General features: G+C 51.2%; 24 protein-coding genes. 7 read left to right on the top strand and 17 right to left on the bottom strand.

The features are described 5' to 3' along the window. Positions 1–218: 218 nt before the first annotated feature. The 8 genes from P2G53_RS13920 to P2G53_RS13885 form a co-directional block, all read right to left on the bottom strand. Positions 219–548 carry a hypothetical protein gene (locus P2G53_RS13920; protein ID WP_275818295.1) on the bottom strand — a complete coding sequence of 110 codons (330 nt, stop codon included), beginning with the start codon at positions 546–548 and terminating at the stop codon, positions 219–221. A gap of 67 nt (positions 549–615) precedes the next feature. Beyond that, on the bottom strand, positions 616–921 hold the full coding sequence (locus tag P2G53_RS13915; RefSeq protein ID WP_275818293.1) for a hypothetical protein: 306 nt from the start codon (positions 919–921) through the stop codon (positions 616–618). 474 nt (positions 922–1395) lie between these two features. Further along, positions 1396–2523, bottom strand: a complete 1128-nt coding sequence (locus P2G53_RS13910; protein ID WP_275818291.1) for an NADH:flavin oxidoreductase — start codon at positions 2521–2523, stop codon at positions 1396–1398. Between the two features lie 82 nt (positions 2524–2605). After that, positions 2606–3208 carry a TetR/AcrR family transcriptional regulator gene (locus P2G53_RS13905; protein ID WP_275818289.1) on the bottom strand — a complete coding sequence of 201 codons (603 nt, stop codon included), beginning with the start codon at positions 3206–3208 and terminating at the stop codon, positions 2606–2608. A gap of 152 nt (positions 3209–3360) precedes the next feature. Beyond that, on the bottom strand, positions 3361–3906 hold the full coding sequence (locus P2G53_RS13900) for a hypothetical protein (protein WP_275818288.1): 546 nt from the start codon (positions 3904–3906) through the stop codon (positions 3361–3363). Positions 3907–4288: 382 nt separating this feature from the next. Continuing rightward, positions 4289–5605 carry a mechanosensitive ion channel domain-containing protein gene (locus P2G53_RS13895; protein ID WP_275818286.1) on the bottom strand — a complete coding sequence of 439 codons (1317 nt, stop codon included), beginning with the start codon at positions 5603–5605 and terminating at the stop codon, positions 4289–4291. A 257-nt stretch (positions 5606–5862) separates the two neighbouring features. Then, positions 5863–6462 carry a hypothetical protein gene (locus P2G53_RS13890; protein WP_275818284.1) on the bottom strand — a complete coding sequence of 200 codons (600 nt, stop codon included), beginning with the start codon at positions 6460–6462 and terminating at the stop codon, positions 5863–5865. A gap of 93 nt (positions 6463–6555) precedes the next feature. Beyond that, positions 6556–7134, bottom strand: coding sequence for a TetR/AcrR family transcriptional regulator (locus P2G53_RS13885; protein ID WP_275818282.1), 579 nt, complete (start codon positions 7132–7134; stop codon positions 6556–6558). A gap of 136 nt (positions 7135–7270) precedes the next feature. Between P2G53_RS13885 and P2G53_RS13880 the strand changes: the two genes are divergently transcribed. The 5 genes from P2G53_RS13880 to P2G53_RS13860 all read left to right on the top strand — a co-directional run bounded on the left by P2G53_RS13880 (position 7271) and on the right by P2G53_RS13860 (position 10554). Next, positions 7271–7813 (top strand): carboxymuconolactone decarboxylase family protein, encoded by a 543-nt coding sequence (locus P2G53_RS13880; protein ID WP_275818281.1) that lies wholly within the window; start codon positions 7271–7273, stop codon positions 7811–7813. Between the two features lie 178 nt (positions 7814–7991). Continuing rightward, positions 7992–8588: a Crp/Fnr family transcriptional regulator gene (locus tag P2G53_RS13875; RefSeq protein WP_275818279.1), complete on the top strand. Its 597-nt coding sequence runs from the start codon at positions 7992–7994 to the stop codon at positions 8586–8588. A gap of 77 nt (positions 8589–8665) precedes the next feature. Next, positions 8666–9301, top strand: a complete 636-nt coding sequence (locus P2G53_RS13870) for an NAD(P)H-dependent oxidoreductase (protein ID WP_275818277.1) — start codon at positions 8666–8668, stop codon at positions 9299–9301. Beyond that, a complete protein-coding gene (locus tag P2G53_RS13865) occupies positions 9298–9738 on the top strand; it encodes a DMT family transporter (RefSeq protein WP_275818275.1) in 441 nt (146 codons plus the stop codon). The genes P2G53_RS13870 and P2G53_RS13865 overlap by 4 nt, the downstream gene beginning before the upstream one ends. A 3-nt stretch (positions 9739–9741) precedes the next feature. Further along, positions 9742–10554 carry an arylamine N-acetyltransferase gene (locus P2G53_RS13860; RefSeq protein ID WP_275818273.1) on the top strand — a complete coding sequence of 271 codons (813 nt, stop codon included), beginning with the start codon at positions 9742–9744 and terminating at the stop codon, positions 10552–10554. An 11-nt stretch (positions 10555–10565) separates the two neighbouring features. Here P2G53_RS13860 and P2G53_RS13855 read toward each other — a convergent pair whose 3' ends face one another. The 7 genes from P2G53_RS13855 to P2G53_RS13825 all read right to left on the bottom strand — a co-directional run bounded on the left by P2G53_RS13855 (position 10566) and on the right by P2G53_RS13825 (position 16921). Continuing rightward, positions 10566–11027 (bottom strand): N-acetyltransferase, encoded by a 462-nt coding sequence (locus P2G53_RS13855; protein WP_275818271.1) that lies wholly within the window; start codon positions 11025–11027, stop codon positions 10566–10568. A 117-nt stretch (positions 11028–11144) separates the two neighbouring features. Further along, entirely contained in the window at positions 11145–11465 is a 321-nt protein-coding gene (sugE, locus tag P2G53_RS13850; protein WP_275818269.1) for a quaternary ammonium compound efflux SMR transporter SugE, read from the bottom strand. Between the two features lie 105 nt (positions 11466–11570). Then, complete coding sequence (locus tag P2G53_RS13845; protein ID WP_275818267.1) at positions 11571–12176, bottom strand: class I SAM-dependent methyltransferase; 606 nt, start codon at positions 12174–12176, stop codon at positions 11571–11573. Between the two features lie 218 nt (positions 12177–12394). After that, positions 12395–12736, bottom strand: coding sequence for a hypothetical protein (locus P2G53_RS13840; RefSeq protein WP_275818266.1), 342 nt, complete (start codon positions 12734–12736; stop codon positions 12395–12397). 101 nt (positions 12737–12837) lie between these two features. Beyond that, positions 12838–13308, bottom strand: coding sequence for a hypothetical protein (locus tag P2G53_RS13835; RefSeq protein WP_275818264.1), 471 nt, complete (start codon positions 13306–13308; stop codon positions 12838–12840). Positions 13309–14105: 797 nt separating this feature from the next. Beyond that, positions 14106–16034, bottom strand: a complete 1929-nt coding sequence (htpG, locus tag P2G53_RS13830) for a molecular chaperone HtpG (protein ID WP_275818262.1) — start codon at positions 16032–16034, stop codon at positions 14106–14108. 110 nt (positions 16035–16144) lie between these two features. After that, entirely contained in the window at positions 16145–16921 is a 777-nt protein-coding gene (locus P2G53_RS13825; protein ID WP_345799212.1) for a DUF599 family protein, read from the bottom strand. Positions 16922–16965: 44 nt separating this feature from the next. On the opposite strand from P2G53_RS13825, the gene P2G53_RS13820 reads away from it, so the two are divergent. Beyond that, entirely contained in the window at positions 16966–17286 is a 321-nt protein-coding gene (locus P2G53_RS13820; RefSeq protein WP_275818260.1) for a DUF3301 domain-containing protein, read from the top strand. A gap of 7 nt (positions 17287–17293) precedes the next feature. On the opposite strand, the gene P2G53_RS13815 is transcribed toward P2G53_RS13820, so the two are convergent. Continuing rightward, positions 17294–18766: a protein adenylyltransferase SelO gene (locus tag P2G53_RS13815; protein WP_275818258.1), complete on the bottom strand. Its 1473-nt coding sequence runs from the start codon at positions 18764–18766 to the stop codon at positions 17294–17296. Positions 18767–18844: 78 nt separating this feature from the next. Between P2G53_RS13815 and P2G53_RS13810 the strand changes: the two genes are divergently transcribed. Next, positions 18845–19156, top strand: coding sequence for an MGMT family protein (locus P2G53_RS13810; RefSeq protein WP_275818256.1), 312 nt, complete (start codon positions 18845–18847; stop codon positions 19154–19156). Positions 19157–19240: 84 nt separating this feature from the next. On the opposite strand, the gene P2G53_RS13805 is transcribed toward P2G53_RS13810, so the two are convergent. Continuing rightward, positions 19241–20731: an alkaline phosphatase PhoX gene (locus tag P2G53_RS13805; protein WP_275818254.1), complete on the bottom strand. Its 1491-nt coding sequence runs from the start codon at positions 20729–20731 to the stop codon at positions 19241–19243. Positions 20732–20809 lie beyond the last annotated feature (78 nt).

The following is a 20809-nucleotide window of genomic DNA, read 5'->3' as shown; positions in this document are numbered from 1 at the left end:
GATTGACCGCTTCGCGTCGGAATTCCTCGGTATAGTGTTGATACTTTTTCCTGGACATCTTACACCTCCCCGTCAGGCGTAAACCTAACTATAGAAGGTGTCTACTCTTCGTGGGTAACTCGGCCACATAACGCCGCGTTAAGGCGTGACGTAATGCGTGCCATACTGTGAGCAAAGCGAAACTGGCACGTGTTGCGGAATCGCTCTTAAACGCTTTGTTATATGCGTCCTCTAAGGTGTACACTTTTGGCTTCGATCACACGAATACCAGCATTTGTACTTAAGTTGTACTTGAACCAACTCGACTTGAATAAGTCACTATCTACTCTTTCCACAGACTCTAGCCCTAAGAGTGTTGGATTACCTTCAAAAGGAATTTCGTTGATATTTAGAGAATAAAATCCGCTGAATACAATATCAGTTTCTTCATATTTGTCATTTTCCCAATCTACTGGGTACATAACTCTTAATATCAATTCATCTTGTGACGGTACTTCAATCATCGACAGCAACTCACAGTCGTGCCAATGTATTTCATTATGTTCCATCATTTTTCACCCAAGCATATAACGCTGAGATAGCGCGCGCGTATTTTGCGTCGCGTTGAACGTTTGGTTATGTTTTTCCATATGCGATATCTAAACACCAAGCATAAAATCTCTGTGCTAGATGATTTTTTTCTCTTGGATCGTGTTCGGCTCTTTCCTTGATAACTTCCTCTAATGCCTGCCTAGGTACATTCAAGGCTTTTGCAATAAAGATATAGCTCACTAGATTAGTCAGCATCAATGCCCCGATAAAACTTATAAAAATCGCTGAGCATACGACCACAATTTGCATTGTTGTCATGTCCCGAGTTGTTGCTTCCTTTAGATCAAAGTACTCCAGCACATCAAGACCTACATAAACCCAGGTAGCCATACCGATAACCATTAATGTGGTATGGCTTACTTTTATCTTCAAGTTTTTCATGCTCTTAATAAACATAACATTGTAATACTGCGCATGCGCGTTTTTGCTCAGAGAGACAATCTGCGTTGAGATATAAATCACTGTATTGATTGGATAAATCAGATATCACAGTCATTCTCCTCCGTTGAAAATAAGCATGCGTGTTTGTGTGCAGGGCGGTGCGCAGTATCTCACAACCCAAAATCTCTAATGTCTTGATACTGAACCATTTCAGGCACTGATTCCAGCAGTAAATGAGCATGCGTCTGCAGCAATCCGAGCACACTGCTGAGGCTTAAAAAATATACTGTATAGGCTGACATTATTCTTTGTTTTGTTATCCACAGCATCCTGCCAACCTGAGTCGGATTAATACATTTTACTGACCGATAAAAAAAGGCGAGAGTTTTCACCCTCGCCCTTTCGGTTTACTGTGTTTAAAACTTAGCTCACCAGTTCATCCAGTGCACGGGTATCAAAGTGGGTGATCTCATCCAACCGGTTATCGCGGACTTTATTGGTCCACTGCGGGTCCGCCAGAATGGCGCGGCCAACGGCGACCAGATCATACAGGCCGGCCTGTACACCCTGCTCTAGCTGACGCAGATCCACTTTGCTTTTGGCATCCGGGTTTTCTTCGCGGGTAAAGTGTCCGACCCGGAACTCTTTATCCAGACCGACACTGCCTACGGTAATCACGGGTTTGCCGGTGACCTGTTTGGTCCAGGTGGCCAGATTGTAGGGGTAGCCTTCAAACTCCGGTTCCCACATGCGACGGGTACTGGCGTGGAAGTAATCCACCCCGGCGTCGGCCAGTGGCTTCAGCACCCGGGCCAGCTCATCAGGATTGTGCGCCAGGCGCGCATCGTAGTCGCCCAGTTTCCACTGGGAGAAGCGGAACACTACCGGGAAATCGGCACTGACCGCTGCGCGGATCGCTGAGACGAGTTCCACCGCAAAGCGGGTACGGTTTTCAATGGAGCCACCGTAGCCATCGGTACGCTGATTGGTGCCTTCCCAGAGGAACTGATCAATCAGATAGCCGTGCGCACCGTGGATTTCAACGCCGTCAAAACCCAGACGCTCAGCATCTGCCGCAGCCTGGGCAAAGGCCTGCACAGCGGCATCAATGTCCTGCTGATCCATCGCTTTGGTAACCAGCACACCGTCCACTTCAATATCCATCGGACCTGCATTGGGGAGTTCTGGATTCGGCCAGTTACCGGGCATACGCTCTTTACCACAATGCCAGATCTGAGGAATGATCAGACCACCGGCAGCATGGACTTCGTCCACGACCTTTTTCCAGCCAGCCAGTGCTGCTTCACCGTGAAATGCGGGCACATTCGGATAGCCATTGGCCACCGGATGATTCACATAGGTGCCTTCGGTAATGATCAGGCCGACACCACCCTCTGCACGGCTGCGGTAATAACGTGCCACGTCATCGCCCGGCACACCTTCAGGTGACCGGTTACGTGTCATAGGTGCCATAACAAAACGGTTATTCAGTGATTTTTTACCAAAATGCACCGATTCAAACAGTGCTTTTTGTGAGTTATCGCTATCCACCTGCATTCTCCCCGGCTGGGTCTATTTATTAGACCAGTCGTCTATTTTTGAGTTAAAAAAATAGCTGTGTCTGACACAGCCGTTAAAGCCCTAAACGCGTCCGGGTTGCCGCCATTGCGGCATCCAGTGCATCTGAACTTCGATTCAGTTTGCTGATCATGGTGGCACCCAGCCACATGTAATACAGCTCCCGCGCCAGCACCTCGGCACTTTGCGCTGCCCTGATCTCATTGTCTTTTATGGCTTCAGCAATGCACAGCGTTAACCGCTGAAGCACTTTTGCCACCCCCTGCTGCAGGGCAATGCGCATCTGTTCCGACAGATCGGTCACTTCAGCACTGAGTTTGACCACTAGGCACTTCTCTTCCGCGCATTCGCTGCACTGAGAGGTCAGCCAGTATTCAAAAAACCGCATCAGGCGTTGACTGGAGCTGAGGCTTTTATCACCCAGATAACCTTCCAGCATCACCATATACTCGCTGAAATAATCTTCCAACAGCTCACGGCCAAAGTCGTCTTTGGATTTGAAATAGTGATAAAACGAACCCTTGGGCACAACGGCCTGAGTGAGAATTTCATTCAGACCCACGGCGGCATAACCCTTGCCAAGAATAATGACACGGGCCACATCCAGCACACGCTGACGGGTATCGTTGAATTTTGCCTGGGTTTTATCGGATGTCATGCCGGCAGATTAAAACAAACTAGACCAGTCGTCTAGTAACTTTTTCGTATTAGATTAGCAACATGATCCAGCCAGGGTATAGCCTACCTTTAACCCATAGATTGCCGGCGGCTAACCGACCACTATCAGCCGCTGCTTGGATTACTGAGCCCTCAGAAAAACAGCACTGCAGACATCATTGCGATCAGCAGGCCTGAGGCCATCAGCACGTATTTCAGATACGATTTTTCCGGCTCCGGTGGGATGGTCATATCGATTATCACCGGTGCTTCTGTCACGGGCTCTGCCATAGATGTCGAGATTTCAGTAGCAGGTTGCGCAATCTCAATGACCTCTGCTACGAATGTGCTCTCTGTTGGTTCGGGTTTCCAGTCAGGTGGCAACAGCGGACCCACAAAAGCGGATACACCTTGAATTGAATTGGTGTCCTGGGTTTCACCGGCGGCTTTTGAAAGTGCCTTTTCCACCACCTGGTCAGCGGATACCGGTTTGCCCGGTTTGGCTGCCGCCATCCAGGGCGTTGATAGTTTGGCAGCGGTTTTAAATGTGGTTTGCTTAGGCGCATTGGCACGGATTGGCGTTACCACATTGCTTTGTTTGGTTTGCGCTGCACGCAGGCGGGCGGCTTCCGCCTCTTCCGGAGTTGGTGGCGCCAACCGACTGGCGAAATCTTCGAGTTCATCAAGACCATTAAACATGGACGTTCCCCCCTCTTCGATGAAAGTGCCGTACACCTTGCCTGCTAGAGAATCAGAAAACCCGGCCTTCACAAATGTGCTCTAGTTGCCGCAATAATCCGTCTTCAGAATAAATTGCTGCACTGCAATAATAGTGGACCCTAATTTACCTATCTGTAAAGGGAAATCTTTGATTTAATTTATGTAATTTAAAAACATTAAAAGAATGCCATGCAGCATCAACAAGTTAGCTAACACGGATAAAGGACTGCTTTAATCTCAGCCGCCAAGATGCATAAACCAAGGAATACGTGAGCCTCCCGCGGTGAAAAAATACGGGGCAAAAGGGTACAGATGATCTCAGGCGAGCTACCAACCTGAGATCAGTCTGTGCAGAAAAGACTTATTTACCGTAGTTTTCGTTGAGGATCCGCACTTCTCGCTGCGGGAATGGGATTTCAAAGCCATGCTCACGCATCGCCTCGAAGATCATCAGTAACAGGTCGCCACCCACCCGGTTTTTACCGTCATCGATGCCCTGCATCCAGAATTCAACAAACATATTCACGCCGGAATCACCAAAGCTGTCGATCTCGCAATCGGGTCGCTCCTCAAACGGCACATCGTCACCACTGATCACCTGCGGGTGCTCCGCCACTGTGGCTTTGATGATCTCTACCAGTTTGCGAATGTCGGTATCGTAGGCCACCGAAAAATCGACCCGGTAACGTTGTTTTTTGTTCTTGTGGGTCCAGTTGCTGAAGCTTTCCGTCATAAACTTTTCGTTGGGCACAATGATGTCTTTGCCATCAAAGGTTTCCAGTGTGGTAGAGCGCAATGTCAGTTCACGCACTATGCCGGTTCGGCCATCTTCAAGTTCGATAAAATCATTTACCGAGATAGAACGGTCCAGCAGGATGATAATGCCAGAGATGAAATTAGAGGCGATGGCCTGCAAGCCAAACCCAAGACCAACACCTACAGCCCCGCCAAATACCGCCAATGCCGTCAGATTGATGCCCATCACCTGCAACAACAGCAGGAACACCACAAAGATAATGGCAACCTGCAGCATTTTGGCGGCCACCTCTTTGGTACGGAAATCCAGCTTATCCTGCCGCCGGATAATCTCCTGACCAGTGCTGTTAGAGACGCGCCCCAGCCAGAACAACACTGAGCCAAACAGCGCCACCCGTAAAAAGCCATACGCGGAGATCTCAATGTTACCGATGGTCACCCGCATGGATTCCAGAATCTCAATAATCGGGCCCAGCAGTTCAACCATGTGCAGAAACAGTAATGGCAGGCCCACCCAGCGGAACACAAACGCAACGAATTCGTTTTTAACAAAGTCCTGAATCAGGGTTTTGTAGACCAGCAGCATGGAAAGAATCAGCGCAGTATTGGAGATCCAGGCCTGACCGAACATCTGGTCACTGATTTCAGCCGTCAGGCTGAGTACCAGCACCGTCAGCAGCGGAAAAATGAGATTTCCCAGTTTCCCCGCCACCCGTCTGACCGGGTCCTGATCCGCCTGATGTTCTGGAGGGAGTGACGCCAGCAGAGGCACAAACCGCCGAATACGGTTGGCCACAAAATAGGTCAGGCCAAACAGCAACACCACCAGCGCCAGCTGGATATAGGTACCGGGCTCCATCAATACGCTGACCGTCTGATCACTTACATCGGTCAGTATCTGGTTATATTTCTGGAAATCCATGCGCAATACCCCTGCCAGGCGAGTGCCTTTAGTTTTAAAAACTTACATTTATATAACAACTTATGTCAGGGCTGAGGATTCAGCAAGGGTAACTTCAGGCCCGGTTAGACGAGCCTTTGGGACCGGCTCGAAAGAAGGCAGGTATGCAGGGGCCGAACAGGTTTAATTTACTGTCTACGCCATATGCTAATCGGGATGCAGCGTGAATCTACGGGGGTTTACTTCAAGATACTTGATATAGGAGGCTTAAACCCTGTTTACTCCGGTGCCAGACCACCGATCACATCACCAGAGGGCAACTTCTCCAGCCAGACAAAGCAGCAGGTTTCAGACGGTCTGGCATAGGGTCCCTCCTCCTCATCCGACATAAAGATTAAAATGGGAGACGCCACAATCGCCCCGACAATCACAAACGGCAGAATGGTTGCGCCCATAATCGCGCCCTGAGTTTCAGTCATGGAATTAAAACTCAGATCCTGCAGCAATGTCTTTTCATGCCCTGTTTCCAAGGCCCGAATGCGGTACAACGTTTCAGATCTGAAGTCCATGTGCGTTACCAGCTCAATATATTCGCGCCAGCCATTAGACCACTGAACCGTAACGCCCAGCGTGTAATTATCTGCGGGCAGATTGACCGTGCAATAACCACCCTGCTCGATCTCATATTCAACTGAAACGAATCCGGGACCGGGTGACAACACAGACTGGGTACTATTGAACGGCAAGTCAGAACAGGTGGGCTTAAGATGCGAATTAGGGCCGGGATGAACGGCGCAACCGGTTAACAATACCAACATCAGTACTACGGATAACCGGACCCAACGCCCAAGCGACAGATGGTTGAAAGCAACACGCACAAAAGTAACCTGCTACTGTCTGTTTCGCCAAAGTATAGCGTTGCTTGATAACCCGAGAGAGCCAGAATGATCAGCGTTAGAAACTAAGTAATATCAGCGCAAGCAACTGAACGCATCATCAATCAGCGGGGCGATAGAGGCTGCGTCGGCTTGTGTCCGCGCATAGGCCCGCAGACCAATCAACTGCACCTGAAGAAAACGTGCCAGGCGCTGCGGGTCAATATCGGCGCTGATTTCACCCTGAGCCTGGGCCTGTTGAAGCAGGACCTGAAAAGCCGCCTCGATACGCTTCAGGTGGCATCGCGCTGCATCCAGCAGGTCCGCATTGGCGTCTGTCAGTTCAGCCACGGATTTCACCAGCATACAGAGTTCACTGGGTGCATCACGGCCGCCCTCAACCGCCGCCGTCACAAACTGCTTTAAGGCCTTCAGCGGTGAGTCGGTAGTCTGAATACAGGTTTGCAGACTGGCCAGCGTTGCATCGGTATAGGCCTGCAGGCTGAGCTTAAACAACCCTTCCTTGCTGCCAAACGCGGCGTAAATACTGCCGGGACGCATGTCGATATGGTCCTGCAAATTACGCATGGAGGTAGCGTGAAAACCTTTCTCCCAGAACAGGTGGGTGGCCTTCTCTACCGCAGCATCTCTGTCGTACTTCGCCTGATTAACCATGACTCAATCTTTTTTGAACATTTGTTCAATTTTAGTTTGATCATTCTCATGCGTCCAGCCATACTGCCTTAAATTGAACGATCGTTCAAAAAACAGATCAGACTCACTACCTTTAATCAGACAGCAGGTACAAACGATGAAAGAATTCAGGCTTCACACCATGGAAAGCGCGCCGGAAGGTTCTAAACCGTTTTTTGAAAATTCGATCAAAAACTACGGCTCACTCCCCAATCTGCATGCCATTTTTGGCGAAGAGCCGGCCGCGCTCGACGCCTATCAACAGCTACACAGCCTGTTCCAGCAAACCGACTTCAACGCCGAAGAACTCACCGTTATCTGGCAAACCATCAACGTTGCACACGGCTGTGCCTATTGCGTACCGGCCCATAGCCTGGTCGCCTCGGTCATGGGTGTTGCCCCGGCGCTGAACGACGCACTGCGTAACGGTGACCCGATGCCAACGCCCAAGCTACAGGTACTGCACGACACCACGCTGGCGATCCTGCGTGAACGTGGTCAGGTGGATGACGCCGTGCTGGAACGCTTTTATGACGCCGGTTACGAACAGAAACATATCCTCGGCATTTTGCTGGGCATGGCCCAGAAAGTGATGAGCAACTACATCAATCACATTGCCAAAACGCCATTAGATGAGATGTTCCAACCCTTTGCCAAATAATACCTAAGGGTTACGGGTGGCTGACCATTGCTGGCAGGCAGTGGTAGCCACCCGTCAATTCGGGCTGTAGAGCTTGACCATAAAAAGGCGTGCCTGAAAAATGAGTACCGCTGATATGGCCAATCAGCATGCTGCTGAAAATCAGCTATGATATCCCCTCAGCCAGATCAGACACCTTATGAACGCCGACACGACCCAACACGCTTTTGCCGCACTGAAATCCGCGCTGGATATTTATTATCCGCTGCATCCTGATACCTGGGCTGAGCTGCAGACTATCTGCCACTGTCGCACCCTCGACAAAGGACAATTCCTCTATCCCGCCGGCAAAACACCCACCAGCTTTGCGTTTGTTTTCAAGGGGTTGTTCCGCAGTTTTATCACCGACTGTAAAGGTCACGAATACAACAAAATCTTTTTTGATGAAGGGACGTTTCCAGGCTCCATGGTCGCCCTACTGACCGGAACGGCATCGGAATTTAGCGTCGAAGCGCTGGAACCGGCGGTGGTGATTGAAATCGCATTTCAACCCTACCGTAAGTTGCTGGAACAACATCACGATCTGGCACTGTTTCAGGTGCAGTATCTGGAGAAAAACTGGTTGTTGTCCAAAGAACCCCGTGAAGTGGCTCTGGTTCAGGAAGAAGCCCGCCAGCGTTATGAACGTTTTGTCGCTGAAAATCCTACCCTGCACAAACGACTACCCCAGTATCTGATCGCCTCACATCTGGGCATCACCCCCACCCAGTTAAGCCGCATTAAAAAAAATCGCTGAAATCAACCTATGTAAATGCCTGCCTGCACGGTAGCCCCTAACATCGCCTTATCGACAACACCGATAAGGATAAACCCATGCACCTGCTTGAAGCCCTGAACTGGCGTTACGCCGTTAAGCAATTTTCCAATCACACTCTGGAGGAGACGCGCCTGCATACGCTGCTGGAGGCCACCCGACTGTCACCTTCTGCCTATGGGCTGCAGCCCTATAAGTTGCTACTCGTTGAGGATCAGGCCCTGCGTGCTGAGCTGGTAACGCACTCCTATGATCAGCAAAAGGTACTGCACAGCTCCCATCTGCTGGTGTTTGCTGCCTGCCGTGATATCGGCAGCGAATTTATCCGGGAACATATGACACGTCTGCATGCAGCGCGCCAACTGGACGAAGCGGCACATCAGGGGATGCAGCAACACTATCAGCTGGTGCTGGTTGATCAGCCCAACACTGAACAACGCCAACAATGGATTCGGGATCAGACATTCCTCGCACTGGGGAACTTGCTTACCTCTGCTGCCCTGCTGCAAATTGACACCTGCCCGATGACCGGCATCATTCCCGAGCAGTATGACCGTCTGCTGGAGCTGGAACCGCACGGACTGACCACCCTTGCCACCGTTACGCTTGGCTTCCGCCACCCCCATGACGACTACGCCAGCCAACCCAAAGTACGGCTCGGCATGGAAGAACTGGTGATGAGGGTACCCGCATGAGCCTGCCGGGTCTGCTGGCTCTGCTTGCCGGAGCGGCGATTGCCACGCAGGCCAGCATGAATGCGCGACTTGGGGTACTCCTGCACAGCTCGCTGTGGGCCACGGCCATTGCCTTTGGCGTCAGTTGCAGCGTGATAGTACTGGCAACCGCCTTGACCACACCCCAACTGCCCTGGCGCCAGGCTGGCGCAGTACCGGGTTATCTCTGGTTTTCAGGCGGCGCTCTGGCAGCGCTGGGCGTTGGGCTGTTTTATGCGCTGATTCCCAAAATGGGCGTCGGCCCCATGATGAGTTACGCCCTGACCGGTCAATTACTGGTCGCCATCGTCTCCAGCCACTTCGGATGGTTCGAGTTACCCATCAAACCGATTACTATAGAGCGCCTGTCTGGCGTACTGGCATTGATTGCCGGCATCGTACTGATTAACCGGGACTGACTTATGATCAAATTACAGGACTACTTCCAGCGCATCGGCTTTACCGGCTCACCCCGTGCCGATCTGCCTACCCTGCAGGCTCTGCATCATCTGCATCCTGCCCGTATCCCGTTTGAAAACATTGACGTACTGCTGGATGAAACCATACATCTGACACTGGACCAGATTGGCAACAAACTGATCAACCGCCAGCGTGGCGGCTACTGCTTTGAACAAAACAACCTGCTGATGGCTGTGTTGCGGCAGATCGGCTTTACCGTTGAGCCACTGATGGCACGCGTGGTATGGCAGCAGCCGGTCGGCGCTCCGGCAGGCCCCAAAACCCATATGGTTTTGCGCACCGAGATTGACGGCATGCCCTGGCTGGTCGACGTGGGGTTTGGCGGTATGGTGTTAAATACACCGCTGCAGTTTATTACGGGTCTGGAACAGCAGACCGCACATGCAGCCTACCGGCTGTCCGAACACGGTTATGGTTACATGCTGGAGGTACAACTGAAGGATCAGTGGATGCCGATGTATCACCTGAGTCTGGATCCGCTGCACCCAATCGATATCGAAGTGGCCAACTGGTATACCTCGGCACACCCGGATTCAAAGTTTCGCCATAACCTGATGGCTGCCAGAACCACCGGAGATACACGTTACACCCTGCTCAATAACCGTCTTACGCTGCGCAAACGCGGAGCTGACCCGGTGCAAACAATACTACCGGATACAGACGCGCTGGCAACCGCACTGACAGACCACTTTCTGCTGCCTGTAAAGCCGGAGTGGCTGGACGTTCTGCAGCGGCAGATTGTGCTGAGCAATTAAGCGCAAGGTACTTAATCAACGGTCAACTCATAGGTGGTGAACCGGTTGCCCATCATTTCACTGGTGGTTACCTGCCGGGCAATCTTGCGCAGAAACCGGTACTCGGGGCGGGTGTGCAGAAAGTGGATATAGACAGTCTGATGGCCAAACGCCCTGGCCCAACTCATCACTTCGGCAAACACCTGTCGCCCCAGCCCCCAGCAAGCATCGTCCAGCACCACGGCAATTTCATACTGGCCCTGTTCCAACTGAAGACCGCACCAGCCCGCCAACTGTCCGTTAACCTGAATCGCCCGGACCTTACAGCCGGGCGTGGCATCCACCTCCCGTTTGGCTGCAAGCCACGCCGATACGGCAGCTTCATCAAACAATGGATGATTAATCAGATGCTGTCGTACCCTGCCCTTGTTTAACATCGGCAGATACTCAGCGGGTGGCACGCAATCAAGCGGCAGGTATTCAGGGCGGTTCATAGCAACATCAGCAACGGTTAGAGAAGGTCTGTTAAAAGCATCGAATGCCTTTGTCAGCGCAAACGCCATTTAGTTGCAACAGCCGACAAACCCAATACCCAGAACCCAAAAGCAGGATTACTGCGTGGCAGACCATTTCAGCCCGATAATGCCCACCACCATTAATACCAGACTAATGCCTTTAATCAGCGAGAGCGATTCCTGATACAGCAAAATGCCCATAATCACGGCACCCAGCATACCCACGCCCACCCAGACCGCGTAGGCCACACCCAGAGGCAAACTACGCATGGCAATACTCAGCAGATAAACACTGGCAACCATGGCAGCGATGGTGATCAAAGAGGGAACAGGTTTAGAGAAGCCTTCGGTGTATTTAAGCCCTACAGCCCACACCACTTCCATCAAACCCGCACAGAAAAGAATTAACCAGCTCATAAAAACACCTGGTGCAGGGTCGTCCCGGCCAGCCAAATTAAACTTCAGGGTCGTCCCAGAAGCGGATGCAGGAAGATAACACAAAGCGTGTGAATAGAAACCTGATCAACCTTGAGATTTTTGCACAATCAGATAGGCGTGCAGTTCCGGATACTGATCGAATTCCAGATGCCTACAGAGACAGCCCTGCCGGATCAAACATTCCAGAAAACCATGCGTGCCCAGTGTCGAGTAATACACCTCCGGCCCCATGGTGGCATCACAATGCTCATCTGCCGTTTCCGTCCCGCCAAACGAAAAAATAAGCACCCCGCCCGGATTCAGACTGGCCACCAGTTTGGTTAACACGGCTTCCTGCTGATCCAGAGGAATATGCCAGAGACTGTCCCAGGCAGTGATAAAATCATAGGTCTCTGTCATGTCCCACGCGCAGATATCCTGCTGATGAAACACCACCTGCGGATGACGCTGCCGTGCAAGCCGAATCATCTCACCAGAGATATCCACCCCCTCCGGCGTAAATCCTTCACCCAGCAGAAGATCGATAAACCGACCGGTACAACCACAACCCACATCGAGTGCCTTACCTCTGTTTGTCACAAAGGCCAGCGCCCGCTGATGCGCTTCAATGCCATTGTTCCGATTGAAGTCGTCACGCTGCCAAAGATGGGTGATGGTGTCGTAGGCGTGGCCGATTTGTTTTGGGGTCATAAGTAACTAGCAGAAATTTTGGTGCTGAATTAAATATCTATCTGTGCCACCCATTAATTCAAGCCTCGGCAATAGTTTAGACTCCCAAAATTTTCAGAAAATACTCTATAAAGACTGATTCAAGATCCATAACGAATTTAGATAACACCTAATTAACAGGTCAGAACAACCGAAGCTTACGGAGCTCTGAGTCTAGAGGATAATATTTACATGAATTGTTATGTTTCTCGCTCTTTGCCTGTATCTATAGCTTTTATATCTTTAGCCTGTTCAAGAACAGCTTGCAGTTGTTTTGAGTCCAGACCCTTAGCATGAATGATTTTGTTGTCTTTTGTCGTGATCATCACTTCACGACCATTTTTGGCTTTGATGAATGCAATGATTACTGATGCTAATGAAACCCACATGGTTGCGTTTAGGATTATCTCGATAACACCTGCAGAGGCTATGATTTCACCAGCTCGAATTTCGCGCATTTGATACTGAATTCCATTCTCTTTCAGTAAATTTAGAATGGGTTTGAAGCTGTGCTTAAAAACATGAATTGGTAAAACGTCCATATATGTTCCTCACTCAAATCCTTTGCGTAAACCTAACTTTCCTAGTGATGACAAATTGAAGAATACCGGAATTTTGTTAACTGGCTAGGCTTATTGCCACTTTAATAGTACCGCTTATAGTCAGCCTCATAGCCAAATTGCTCAGCAAGCTGATCTAAGACCTGCTTGCCAAAAGACAGAAGCGATATATTCCTGTCTATATCATCGACTTCCATGTCTCCGTGCTTGCCACCATGAAACAGGTTATTTCTGATAGTGGAAAGCATTGTGATTACACAACAAAGGTCACTATTACAATGACTGATCCCAACCGGCTTCCAATCTAATTGGTTAGAGGCGGACACAACTTGCCTTTTTGGGTGTAACTTAACTAGCAAATTTTCTTCTTTTGAAGCTCTATATTCTTCTTCGTATTTCTCTCTGAATTTTTTCCAGCTTGGTTCTGCCTTTGCATCAAGTTCCTCATATTTAAGGAACCCATTTTCTTTAAGAACAAATTCGAACCGAGAATACCAATAGAAGAATTCAAAGGACGCGTTTCTTAAATCGTCAGATAATTGATCGTATCGCACAATGGCTCCAAGTAGAGATACATTTAGATTATATACATTCGTATTTTGACGCAGGTTAAAAACCTGAAAGGGAGATCTAAGTTGCTGTATTAAATTAAAAAACAATACATCACAGCCATTCTCCTCCGTTGAAAACGCGCATGTAGATTTGAGTTCAAAGGTTGCAGGTAAAAATCAACAACCTCATATCCTTAATGTTTTGATAGTGAACTAATTCTTCTTCTGTTTCCAGAAGCGACAAATACTCTACTTCTAACCTTCCGCCTTAGGGCGGGTTAAGACCTTTGGGCGCCCAAAGGTCTTAACAATCTAAAACCGCCCCACTGCTGGGTCGCTTCGCGACTTCCCTGCGTGCTTCAGTAACCAGCGCGGGCGAAAAACTCGGCCTTTGGCCTCAGACAGTTCCGCCCTTTTCTCGCTGGTTACTTCCAGTACTCGGCTGCGCAAAAGGGGTTTTGGTGCCAATTGCTAATCCATTTGCATCTTTCAAGTATCTGAATATGGCACGGATAATTACCCCTTCACCGCAGCCGAGTAACGGAGCCGAAAGCGGATCAGGCGGCCAGCCTGTCTGAGCGAAGCGAGTTCTGGCCGTCCCGCTTTTGGCGAGTTACGCAGGGTACCGGCGTAGCCGGCAAGGGGCGGGGCTGCGGAGAGATTGTTAAGAGAGGGCGCAGCCGCCCTCTCTTAACTCGCCCCTTAGGGCGAAACCCAAACAAAAAAAGGCGACAGCCCAAGCCATCGCCCTTTCCTCTAACCGTCAGTTTTCACCGGTAAACCATTACCGGAAAAACCTGTTATGCACTCAACTCCAGCAACAACTTATTCAACCGACTTACATACGCCGCCGGATCATCCAGTTGGCCACCGGCTGCCAGACCCGCCTGATCAAACAGCACGGCTGCCAGATCCGCAAAACGGTCTTCGTCTGCTTCGTGGTCCAGTTTCTGGATCAGCGGGTGTTCCGGGTTGATCTCAAAGGTTGGTTTGCTGTCCGGTACTTTCTGACCGGCTGCTTCCATGATCTGGCGCATCTGCAGACCCATATCGAACTCACCCAGAACCAGACAGGCGGGTGAATCGGTCAGACGGTGGGTCAGACGTACGCCAGACACTTTGTCTTTCAGGGTGGTGTTGAGGCGTTCAACCAGTGAAGACAGCTCTTTTTCAGTCTCTTCACGGGCCTGTTTTTCCTCTTCTGAATCGGTTTTATCCAGATCCAGCTCACCCTTAGTGATATCGCGGAACTGCTTGCCGTCGTATTCGTGCACCTGACTCATCATCCAGTCATCGATACGGTCGGTCAGCAGCAGTACTTCAATGCCTTTCTTACGGAAGATCTCCAGGTGCGGGCTGCTCTTGGCGGCGTTGTAGCTGTCGGACACAAGGAAGTAGATCTTGTCCTGACCTTCCTGCATCCGGCTGATGTAATCATCCAGCCCAACGGTCTGCTCGGCATTGCCGGTCTGAGTAGAAGCAAACCGCATCAGCTTCAGGATCTTGTCGCGGTTGCTGTAATCTTCCGCCGGACCTTCTTTCAGAACCTGACCAAACTCCTGCCAGAAGCTCTGGTATTTTTCACCACCCTTCTTGGCCAGTTTGCCCAGCATATCCAGTACACGTTTGGTCAGCGCGGTGCGCAGTTTATCGACGTTGGCGTCTTTCTGCAGGATCTCACGGGACACGTTCAGGGACAGGTCTTTGGAGTCGATCACACCCTTGATAAAGCGCAGGTACAGCGGCAGGAACTGGTCCGCCTGATCCATGATAAATACGCGCTGGATGTACAGTTTCAGACCACGTGGTGCTTCACGGTTCCACAGGTCATACGGCGCTTTGCCCGGTACATACAGCAGGCTGGTGTACTCCTGCGTACCTTCCACCTGGTTGTGGGCCCAGGTAATCGCATCGTTGAAATCGTGGGAGAGGTGTTTGTAAAACTCCTGATACTCCTCATCGGTCACATCGGACTTGTTACGGGTCCACAGTGCGGTGGCGGAGTTAACAGTTTCATCTTCCAAAACGGCATTCGGATCAGGCTCTTTCACATTGCCTTCATCGTCATAGTCGGGCACTGGCTGCTTCTGCATCGTCACCGGAATGGCGATATGGTCAGAGTATTTGCGTACCAGTGAGCGCAGGGTGTAGCCGTTGGCAAACTGGGTTTCTTCATTTTTCAGGTGCAGCACAATGGTGGTACCACGGCCAGCTTTTTCGATATCAGCAATGCTGAATTCGCCCTCGCCTTCAGAACTCCAGTGCACACCTTCAGCCACGCCCAGACCTGCCTTACGGGTATAGACATCGACTTTTTTGGCAACGATAAAGGAAGAGTAAAAGCCCACACCAAACTGACCGATCAACTGGCTGTCTTTAGACTGGTCACCGGTCAGCTGATTCAGGAACTGGGCGGTACCTGACTTGGCGATGGTGCCCAGATGCTCAATCACTTCGTCACGGCTCATGCCAATACCGTTGTCGTCGATGGTGAGTGTTTTTGCTTTTTCATCAAAGCTGATGCGGATCTTCAGATCGCCATCGTTTTCGTACAGATCGCCATTCGACAGGGCCTGAAAACGCAGTTTCTCAGCCGCATCTGACGCGTTGGAGATCAGCTCACGCAGGAAGATATCCTTGTTGGAGTACAGGGAATGAATCATCAAGTGAAGCAGCTGCTTCACTTCGGTCTGAAAACCATGGGTTTCGGTACGGGTTTCGGTGGTCATCAACACTATCCATTTTTGCTATGGTTGTTGTTACATGGCGACCCTTTGTTGGGCAGCCGCACAGATAGTGTCGATATAAGGTCGGGGCCTGAAATTTCAAGCGTAAAAAATCAGAATCTGCCCTGACTCATCATCAGAGTTTTCAGGGTGGAAGACTTAAACTCACGCCGATAGAGGATAAACACCACACCACTGGTCAGGGCCATAAACACCCAGGGGTTAATAAACCAGCCCAGCACGGCGATGGCAAAATAGTAACTGCGCAGGCCAATATTAAAGTTATTGGCCGCCATTGAGGTCATCTTGGCGATACGTCCGGCATGGGCGTTGGCCTCCTCTTCACTCACCCCTTCTTTCGGCAACGGAGCCCCCCCCACCATAATGGAGACAAAGCCATACTGGCGCAGGCTCCAGGTGAATTTAAAGAAGGCATAGATGAATAGCACGATCAGCACCACCACTTTCAGCTCCCATTCGGCACGGGTAGCGGGAAATACAAACGGCAGGTCTGCCACCACATCAATCGCTTTTTGGGTAGAGCCGAGAATGGTCATCAGGCCTGCCAGAATCAGCATGGTGGTGGAGGCAAAAAAGGAGACGCCACGTTCCAGATTGGCAATGGCGGTGGTATCAGCAATGCGCACCTCACGGGTCAGCATGCGCAGCATCCACTCATGGCGATACATATGCAGCAAGCTTGCCAGACAGGGGGTGTCATAACTGCGCTTTCGGGCGTAGGCCAGATAACCCTTAAAGCAGCAGAGAAACCAAAGCAGCGCCAGCAGGTTCAACCAGTTATTGTTGATAAACCCCAAAAACGCAGTCATGCAGTACTCTCCGCCAAAACCTAACTGGACGATATACCCCTCGCGGCGTTGCGATGGCATACTGCCGTCCAGCATAAACAATCACCGGTTATAAAAACAGACCTATGTATATTGATCTGAATGCGCTTTTCTGGCTCACACTGATGGGTTTAGTGATTCTGCACTGGTGGCAGTCACAGCAGGTTAAAGAGATCGCTCTGCGCCATACACGCGCCCATTGTAAGGAGCTGGACCTTCAGTTTCTGGATGACAGCATCAGTCTCAGAGGACTGTGGCTAAAACGGGATGAGCAAGGCCGAATCCGCTTCTGGCGTTCTTACAATTTTGAATTTTCATCCACCGGAGATGAGCGTTATACCGGTAAGGTTGTCACGCTGGGAAGTCAGGTGATCGCCCTGCACCTGCAACCCCACCGTATGCATTGACCTGCCCTCAGGAGGAGCAGGTCAGGCAGATAGCACCGGCCCAATCCGGTGGGCTTTCGGCATAATAAGCGTACTGTTTATTCGGTTCTGACGGGTTACGCAGCAGACTCAACAGATCATTCACCAGTCTAAAATCGCCCTCTGTGGCGGCACTGATCGCTTCCTGCGCCATATAGTTGCGCAGAATAAACTCAGGGTTTACTCGGTTCATCTGTTCGGCCCGTTCCGCATGACTTTGCGGCTGACGGGTCAGTCGCTGCTCATAGCGCAGCAGCCAGTCGTTCAGTGCTGCCGGATGCTGCAACAGTTCCATCAGTTTTGTCAGGCTGGTTTCACTACCATCAAATGCATTCAGGCGACGGAAGAAACGGTTCATATCCACCGCCTGTTGGGTGAAGAGCTGCACCAGGTCTTCAACCAGTTGGCTATCGCTCTCCTCTGCCGTGAGCAGACCCAGCCGTTTGCGCATCAGATCAAGAAACGCCTGTTCATACTGAGCCGGATAACTGTCCAGTACCGCCACCAGCGCATCTTTATCCACCAGCGTCAGCAGCGTCTGCGCCAGACAGGCCAGATTCCACTGCACCACAGCGGGCTGCTGGGCAAAGGCATAACGGCCTTTGTGGTCGTTCTGATTACTGATGGTGTCGGGTTTGTAGTGGTCCATAAAGCTATACGGACCATAATCAAAACTTTCACCAATCAGCGACATATTGTCGGTGTTCAGCACCGCATGCACAAAACCGTAGCCCTGCCACTGCGCCACCAGTTTAGCGGTACGGGCAGTGACCTCTTTGAACATGGCCAGATAGGGGTTGTCCTGCTGCAGACAGTCAGGGAAATAACGTTCCAGACAGTAATCCGCGAGAACCTTCAGATCATCATGGCGGCGGCTGTAATAGAAATATTCAAAGTGACCAAAACGTATATGACAGGGCGTGACCCTGAGCACGGTAGCGCAGGGCTCCATCCGCCCATCACGCATCGCCAGCTCTTCACTGCCCACCAGACAGAGCGCCCGGGTGGTAGGAATACCCAAGCCATGCATCGCTTCACTGACCAGATATTCACGGATGCTGGAGCGCAACACCGCACGGCCATCAGCAAAACGTGAAAACGGGGTTTTACCCGCCCCTTTCAGATGCAGGTCCAACCGCTGCCCCTGATCGTTGATGACCTCACCCAGAAGCAGACCACGGCCATCGCCGAGGTCCGGGTTATAGACACCAAACTGATGCCCGGTGTATTTCATGGCGATCGGGTCTGAGCCGGGCAAAACAGCATGACCACCAAACACCTCTGCCAGCCGCTCCGGTGTCAGACTGCAGGGGTCCAGCGACAGCCACTTGGCTACCTCGGTATTGAGACTGATCAGAAACGGAGACTTCAGTGGCGTAGGCATGACCCGCTGGTAAAAGTGAGACGGCAGTTCGGTATAGCTGTTGTCAAATGACAGGGTGTCCAGAGTGTGCATAATCATCGTGTTCAAACATTGTTATGGATACCCTACCATTTTACTCTGGTATCAGCACCTCTACCTTGGACCCCACCGGACCTTATGCAAATAGAAGCGATGCAACAGGCGATCTGGCAGATCGTCAGCCTGATCCCTGCCGGACGGGTGGCGACCTATGGCCAGATTGCAGCGCTGGCGGGCTTCCCAAAACAGGCGCGCGCGGTCGGTCGCTGTCTGAGTCGTCTGCCAGAAGACAGCCAACTGCCGTGGCACCGGGTGATCAATGCGCAGGGGAGGATCAGTTTTGCGGACTTAACCCCGGCGTTTATCGAGCAGTCACAGCGATTACGGGCTGAAGGGGTACAGGTAGAGCAAGGTCGGATACGTCTGCGGGAATATCAGTGGCAACCCTGAGCGGGTTAAAAGAAAAATCGGAGACAGCACTGCGGGTAGAGTCGCAGCATTGTCCCCGATTTTGGACAGTCAGGCTAAACCGACTTAGTTAGGCTTTTTGGTGTCTTTCAGGGCCTTAACAAAGTTTTTGTCCAGACCGTTGTTTTTCAGTCTGACTTCCCATACCGCATCACCAAAACCGCCTGGCACTGCGTCCAGATCAGTAGAGGCCGGGTGCTGTACAGAGATGGCAAACTCGGTTGGTTTAACCGGGTTGAACACCATGCCGGTCGCTTCAGAACCGCGTACACGCAGGCTCAGGAAGTGGTCCAGAGACTCAGCCACACCGTCGTTATCCAGATCGCGGGCAAACCAGGTATCACCACCGGTGCTGCTGCTGTTTGGCGCATCTTCAATGATGTAGATGTTACCCAGAGCGTCCTGCGCCAGGTTATCCGGTGAGTTCAGACGGCCGGTGGTTGGCTCAAAACCAGCGTTTTTAGGCGTGTTCGCTTCACTGGCGAACTCACGTACGATGGCATCGCCACCTGGCAGCATTTCAACAGAATAAACAGCCTGTTCAGACGTCGCGGTGAAGTACAGCACTTCATTGCCGGAGGCCAGTGTACCCACTTCAACGTCTTCCGGACGGCCAAACGGTGTACCCTCAACGTCATCCGCTGCTACACGACCCGGGCGGTTATGGCTGGTTTCAGAGTTATCAAACGGGTTGGTAACGTCTGGCAGGTCATTACCGTTTTCATCAGTGATAGCAACCCAGGTCGCATGACCGGTACGGGTCAGGCCAACATTCGGTGCACGGTCCCAACGCTCTGCAGCATCACCGTCAAAGGCATCAACCTTCAGGACAAATACCTGACCGCCGGCAACATAATCACCCGGTACATTCAGGACGATTTTGTAGATAGAGCCGGAGTTATCTTCATCAACAAAGTAGACAGTTTTGTTGTCTTCTGTTTTGGAGAAACCAATACCCTCGTGCGATACACGTGGGATTGAGGTCAGTACACGCCAGTTACCGCGCATGTCTGCTTGTGGATTCAGTGGCGCTTCTGCCATCGGGTCCAGAATCTCAACCACACGGCCCATGCCGGACCACTCTTCAGCCAGCCACAGGGTACCGTTTGGCGTGATACGCGCAGGGTCGAAAGCACCAAAGTCAAAGCTCCAGTCGCCTTCGGCACCTTTCAGGTCGCCAGCAAACAGCAGCTCTGTTACGTCGTTTTCGATGTCATAACGGGAAACACCGGCACCCACCTGAGTTTCGTGTGGGATAAAGATATGTTTGCCGTCGTTTGAGTAGGCCAGCATGTCAAACATAGAAGCGCCGGAACCCAGACCCGGTACACGCTGTACCGACTGATTAACGTAGGTTTCCACTTCATGCAGGCTGTTCAGGTTTTTGAACTGCAGACCTTCAGGGGCGATGAAAGGCGCCTGCAGCTCATTCTGATCATTAGCGTCACCCACCACCGCAGAAGCGGTCAGGGGTGTGAAATAAGGTGCAGTACCAGCCGTGGCGGCCTGAGCTACAGCCAGTGCGATCAGGCTGACAGCATAGTTCATTTTTTTCATCTGACTTCTCCGTGTATATGTCTCTCAACAATCAACCGCGCCAGCGGGGGGAATCGAACAGCGCATGTGCATCATGCA

It is taken from the genome of Neptuniibacter sp. CAU 1671 (genome assembly GCF_029222905.1).
Lineage (GTDB): Bacteria > Pseudomonadota > Gammaproteobacteria > Pseudomonadales > Balneatricaceae > Neptuniibacter.
The sequence above is the reverse complement of the archived record's forward strand: the minus strand, read 5'-3'. Positions and strand labels throughout refer to the sequence as shown.

Bases quoted from the DNA above. Each gene is read 5' to 3' on its own strand.
- P2G53_RS13870 (WP_275818277.1), top strand. From the start codon at position 8,666: ATGCACCTGCTTGAAGCCCTGAACTGGCGTTACGCCGTTAAGCAATTT.
- sugE (WP_275818269.1), bottom strand. From the start codon at position 11,465: ATGAGCTGGTTAATTCTTTTCTGTGCGGGTTTGATGGAAGTGGTGTGG.
- P2G53_RS13885 (WP_275818282.1), bottom strand. From the start codon at position 7,134: ATGGTTAATCAGGCGAAGTACGACAGAGATGCTGCGGTAGAGAAGGCC.
- P2G53_RS13875 (WP_275818279.1), top strand. From the start codon at position 7,992: ATGAACGCCGACACGACCCAACACGCTTTTGCCGCACTGAAATCCGCG.
- P2G53_RS13810 (WP_275818256.1), top strand. From the start codon at position 18,845: ATGCAAATAGAAGCGATGCAACAGGCGATCTGGCAGATCGTCAGCCTG.
- P2G53_RS13855 (WP_275818271.1), bottom strand. From the start codon at position 11,027: ATGAACCGCCCTGAATACCTGCCGCTTGATTGCGTGCCACCCGCTGAG.
- P2G53_RS13915 (WP_275818293.1), bottom strand. From the start codon at position 921: ATGGCTACCTGGGTTTATGTAGGTCTTGATGTGCTGGAGTACTTTGAT.
- P2G53_RS13815 (WP_275818258.1), bottom strand. From the start codon at position 18,766: ATGATTATGCACACTCTGGACACCCTGTCATTTGACAACAGCTATACC.
- P2G53_RS13825 (WP_345799212.1), bottom strand. From the start codon at position 16,921: ATGCCATCGCAACGCCGCGAGGGGTATATCGTCCAGTTAGGTTTTGGC.
- P2G53_RS13905 (WP_275818289.1), bottom strand. From the start codon at position 3,208: ATGACATCCGATAAAACCCAGGCAAAATTCAACGATACCCGTCAGCGT.
- P2G53_RS13865 (WP_275818275.1), top strand. From the start codon at position 9,298: ATGAGCCTGCCGGGTCTGCTGGCTCTGCTTGCCGGAGCGGCGATTGCC.
- htpG (WP_275818262.1), bottom strand. From the start codon at position 16,034: ATGACCACCGAAACCCGTACCGAAACCCATGGTTTTCAGACCGAAGTG.
- P2G53_RS13900 (WP_275818288.1), bottom strand. From the start codon at position 3,906: ATGTTTAATGGTCTTGATGAACTCGAAGATTTCGCCAGTCGGTTGGCG.
- P2G53_RS13920 (WP_275818295.1), bottom strand. From the start codon at position 548: ATGGAACATAATGAAATACATTGGCACGACTGTGAGTTGCTGTCGATG.
- P2G53_RS13880 (WP_275818281.1), top strand. From the start codon at position 7,271: ATGAAAGAATTCAGGCTTCACACCATGGAAAGCGCGCCGGAAGGTTCT.
- P2G53_RS13860 (WP_275818273.1), top strand. From the start codon at position 9,742: ATGATCAAATTACAGGACTACTTCCAGCGCATCGGCTTTACCGGCTCA.
- P2G53_RS13845 (WP_275818267.1), bottom strand. From the start codon at position 12,176: ATGACCCCAAAACAAATCGGCCACGCCTACGACACCATCACCCATCTT.
- P2G53_RS13820 (WP_275818260.1), top strand. From the start codon at position 16,966: ATGTATATTGATCTGAATGCGCTTTTCTGGCTCACACTGATGGGTTTA.
- P2G53_RS13840 (WP_275818266.1), bottom strand. From the start codon at position 12,736: ATGGACGTTTTACCAATTCATGTTTTTAAGCACAGCTTCAAACCCATT.
- P2G53_RS13805 (WP_275818254.1), bottom strand. From the start codon at position 20,731: ATGAAAAAAATGAACTATGCTGTCAGCCTGATCGCACTGGCTGTAGCT.
- P2G53_RS13895 (WP_275818286.1), bottom strand. From the start codon at position 5,605: ATGGATTTCCAGAAATATAACCAGATACTGACCGATGTAAGTGATCAG.